This window comes from Alloalcanivorax balearicus MACL04 (genome assembly GCF_025532145.1).
Taxonomy (GTDB): domain Bacteria; phylum Pseudomonadota; class Gammaproteobacteria; order Pseudomonadales; family Alcanivoracaceae; genus Alloalcanivorax; species Alloalcanivorax balearicus.
Window position 1 is genome coordinate 1 of record NZ_ARXS01000055.1, and the last position, 4,383, is coordinate 4,383.

1 protein-coding gene and 1 pseudogene are annotated in these 4,383 nt (G+C 54.0%); both read left to right on the plus strand.

The genetic code is table 11. From position 1 onward, the window contains the following. Positions 1-404: pseudogene (locus MA04_RS21565) on the plus strand (outer membrane protein transport protein); the annotation flags it as partial. A gap of 14 nt (positions 405-418) precedes the next feature. Next, complete coding sequence (locus tag MA04_RS21570; RefSeq protein ID WP_262462815.1) at positions 419-3,997, plus strand: Ig-like domain-containing protein; 3,579 nt, start codon at positions 419-421, stop codon at positions 3,995-3,997. Positions 3,998-4,383: the final 386 nt, after the last annotated feature.

Genomic DNA, 4,383 nt, shown 5'->3' on the forward strand with positions numbered 1-4,383 from the left:
AGCTGGAAGACAAACTGACCAGTGGCCACGACGACATCAAGGACGTGGGCGATCTGCAGTTCCGGGACACCTTTATTCCCCGCATCGGCGTGGAATACGAATTCGAGCCCGGCATCGGCTTCTCCGGCGGTATTGCCTATCAGGAGTCCCCGCTGGAGACCGGCGTCAATAAAGAGATCAACTATCTGGACGCCCGCCGCACCATCTTCGGCCTGGGCTTCCACGCCACCGCCCAGCGGGTCTATGGCTTCAAGCACCCGGTGCGCTTCGATCTGGCCTACCAGTACCACGCCATCGGCGAGCGGGAATTCCGTTTGATCTCCGATCAGACCGGCAACAATGACCGCGTCAAGACCGACGGCGACGTCAACGTCTTCGCCGCCTCCATCAGCATGCAGTTTTAAGGGGGGAAAACCTTATGCTTCGCGGAACCTTTAACCAGACCCTGTACGGGACCTTATTAATAACCGCCTGCGCCACCGTCCTCACCGCCTGTGGCGGCAGTGATGGCTCCAGCATGCCCAGCAATGATGCCAACGACGCCCAGCGCCAAAGCCTGCTCTACGCCTACCCCGATGACGGGCAGGCCGAAGTCCCCACCAAGGCACCGGTGGTGCTGCGCTTCACCAGTGATGTGTCACTCGGCGACGTGGAACAGAGCATCACCCTGTGCTGTGACGCCGAAGGCGGCAACCTGGACTACACCGCCGAAACCGTGGGCCCGGACCCGCGCGGCGTGATCCTCACACCGGCGCAATCGCTGAGCCCGCTCACCGACTACACCATCGCCATCAAGAACCTGCGTCTGCGTAACGGCACCTCCGCCGACCGCACCCTGCGCTTCACCACCCGGCCACTGGCCGAAGGGCCCAGAAGCCTGGTGGTCAAGGACGACGGCTTCGCCATCGACCGGCAAATGCCCAATGGCGACACCAACGAACCGGTCATGGATTTCTCCAGCTTCCGCTTCCAGTTCACCCAGCCGGTGGACCGCGCCAGTGCCCGCTACGGCGACACCGTGGTACTGACCGACAGCAGCGGCGAAACCGTGGAAGCCACGCTCCTGATCAACGGCCATTACATGACCGTGGACCCGAAACCGGAGTATCTGACGCCCGGCCAGAACTACACGCTGAGCCTCACCAACGGCCTCACCAGCACCTTTGATGAGGCCTTCGCCGGCACCGAGATCAGCTTTACCCCGGCGGACTCCTCACCGCGTGGCGAACCGGCCATGCTGGTGCAACGCATCACCCAGAGCGGCCTGTCCCGCCTCACCGGCAAGAACATCAACCAGGTGCCCGTCAACGGCACCCTGCTCGGCGAAGACGTCAACGTCACCCAGGCCAGCGCCGACGCCGTGGTGGCCGAACTGGCGGACGTCACCGAATACCCGGACGTCACCCCGATCCGCCTGCCCCGCGGCACCAAGCTCACCGGCAGCGCCATCGAAATGGTGATGATCGGCGGCGAAGTCCCCGCCGGCTTCGGCTCCGGCCCGGTGGACATGCGCCTCACCAGCGACGCCACCGGCTACCTGGTCCCCAACCCCTACAACGTCCATAACCGCGCCGACGCCCTGCGCATCGTCCACCTGCTCATGGACGTGGGCATCGCCACCGAGGACCCGCGCGCCAACGGCGGCTTCACCCAGGACATCATGCACATCGAATTGGTGGGTGTGGCCGAAGTGGACACCGAAGCCGGCGTCCTCAACCTGGACGCCGTCGGCATGGTGGAACCCAACATCCTCGGCCAGGAATACGGCTACGGCCTGCTCAGCTTCCAGCTGCAGTCCTACAAGGATCAGATGAACGCCCCCACGGCCCCGGAAGACACCACCGGCCCCACCCTGCAAAGCTGGACCCTGGGCACGGATACCATCACCGGCGAGGACAAGTCCCTGCTGGCCAAGCCAGGGGATCCGATTATTTTGAACTTCGATGAACCCATCGATCCGCAGAGTGTGGAAGGTAACGTCACGCTCTATAAAACCGTGAACGGCCGAGCAGAAGAGGAAATGCCGGCGCAAGTGTATGTGGATGGCGCGGCGATCGTGGTGAAGCCGGAGGAGGATTTGGTTTATAGCCCGGAGGAGGCTCCAATTAGCTATCGGTTGACAGCGACTACCGGGATTACCGATGTGGAGAAGAATGTGTTGGTAATGCCGCTTGATGAAGTATTCACGCTATCCAGCAAAATCGATAATAGCCTAGATGCCCTCACCGATGCGGCAAACCCAGGGCCTTTTCCATCAGACGCCACTGAAGACAGCATCTCCTACCGAACCGATCATAGCCCCATCATCCTCGCCAGCTATCCAGGGTTTCCATGTGCTCTCAAACAAGAGCTTCTAGACGCTTTCGGCTCGGGTGAAACAGATAAAAATCGTGATCTAAACAATAATAAAGCTGGACTTTGTGCTGGCGGACACCCTGGGGTTTCTGGGGTAAAACCTGATGATCAGACGCCACGAGACGACATTATCCCCGTTATGCCTCTACCTGCTAACCATCCCATTTACATAAGCACTTCAAAAGAAATCGACCCAAAATCAGTAAAACTAAACGAAACATTTTCAGTCGAGCACTTCGACAAAAATAAAGACGGATGGATACCTGTAGCGGAGGGAACCCTTGAGGTGAGCGGTGGTGAAATATTATTCACCCCATCTACTCCATGGCAACAGGATGACTTGTATAGATATCGTCTACTGTCGTCCGGTTACGCAATTTGCCATAGCGGCACACATAACCCCGATCAGGGACGCATAGGGGTTAGAATTATCGTATCTGAAGAAACTATCAATCGCTGCACGGTTAACGCCAATCAGCCAATACTAGTGGACAAGCTCGACTATATCTGCGGAACCGACGCCATCTGCGATAAAGATGGCCTGCCATTACAGACTCAAACGATCGGCATGTTCATGTTAAGGACATATAATATTGATGGAAGCCCCACCACAGGCGAAAAAGATTACATTGAGCAACCAGCAGGAGTTAGCATAAATGCAGGAGGCGTCGATTTCGTACAGTTCTTCCGGGGTGCTCCCCAGAGCAATAATATTCTTCAGATATTGACTACTCAGCCTATCTCTGACACAAACTCTAATTTCTTCAATGAGAGAAGTTTTTTGTACGGAGATACTCACCCTCCCACACAGTTTGGATTTCCGTCTGACTTCACCTTTCTCGAAGAAGAATATGGGCCTGGCTTGGAACTTCAGCCAGGAGATCCAGGATACAACCCCGCTTATTCCGACTATGATCCTAATGGTCTAAGCCCTAGTCCCAACAGTGCAAAGATACTCTCCAGAGGGGTTAATGAAGAACTAAGACCTCCCGAACTCTCCTTCTTTACCGCTGATGGAATGGGGATTGGTTGCGGTTACGATCTGGCCGGCGCTCTTATAGATCCAGAAGCTCCTCTCTCTTGCCCCGAAAATAAATTTAGCTACCTGATGTCATCTATGGTTGCTGAAGTGACAGATAACGTATCAGACGCGGGAATCGAGGTAAGGCTATGGCCAGCGATGGTCGTTGGAACGTCTATTGACCTTTATCAGGCATTCAAGATATTTACCAACTACCAGGCAGTTCCCGGCCATAGTGGCAAACAAATTCTGAGGATGCGCTACTCAGGAGAGACCAGATCAGAGCCAGTCAAAGCACATATTCTAAATATCAACGGCAAACCCACCTTAAATGCCACTCTAGACCTATATCTTGACGTACCATTCGCATTAAGCTGGGGACTTAGACAAGATACTAGCAAAAACACTATAAACATGAGATCTTATCCCATTAGCTTGACTCTTTCGGGCCCAGTCAACTTCCTCGATGATGGAAGAATGATTGTAGAGCAGTGGAATACTCATCCTTTTGATATTCTTCTTAAAATGTATGATGCGGATGGAAGCTTCTCTGCTTATGGTGACTTCTTTGTTCCCGAGTATGGAAATCATCTTCAATACCTATCAAAGCCTATAAAGTAAACCCCTCCTCTGCCCAGGGACTACCTGGGCAGAAATTTTTTCTTTTTACATTTATCAATAAAAATCAAATCGTTCTACCCCAAAGCAAAATGGCAAAATTAATCGATTCCAAATAAAGCCTTCTCAACCTCAAAGTCAGAGTTTGATTTATAGAAACTCCCGGATTGCCCTGAATTATCACGACACCACACATTCGTAACTTTTCACCACAGACATAAAATCAGGATACGGGGAGCTGTAGTAACTCCATACCGTCTAGCATAGGAAAGCACACTGGTCAGTTTGAGGTATCGGGGTCAGGAAAAAACGACATATTCACCCGGCCAAGTAGTGGGCAATAGTCGGTACGTGATTCGTAAGCGTCCGGCGACCCCATCTTGAGTCGA

What these genes read in the sequence shown, in the direction of transcription:
- MA04_RS21570 (WP_262462815.1), top strand. Translation starts at nt 419, where the DNA reads ATGCTTCGCGGAACCTTTAACCAGACCCTGTACGGGACCTTATTAATA.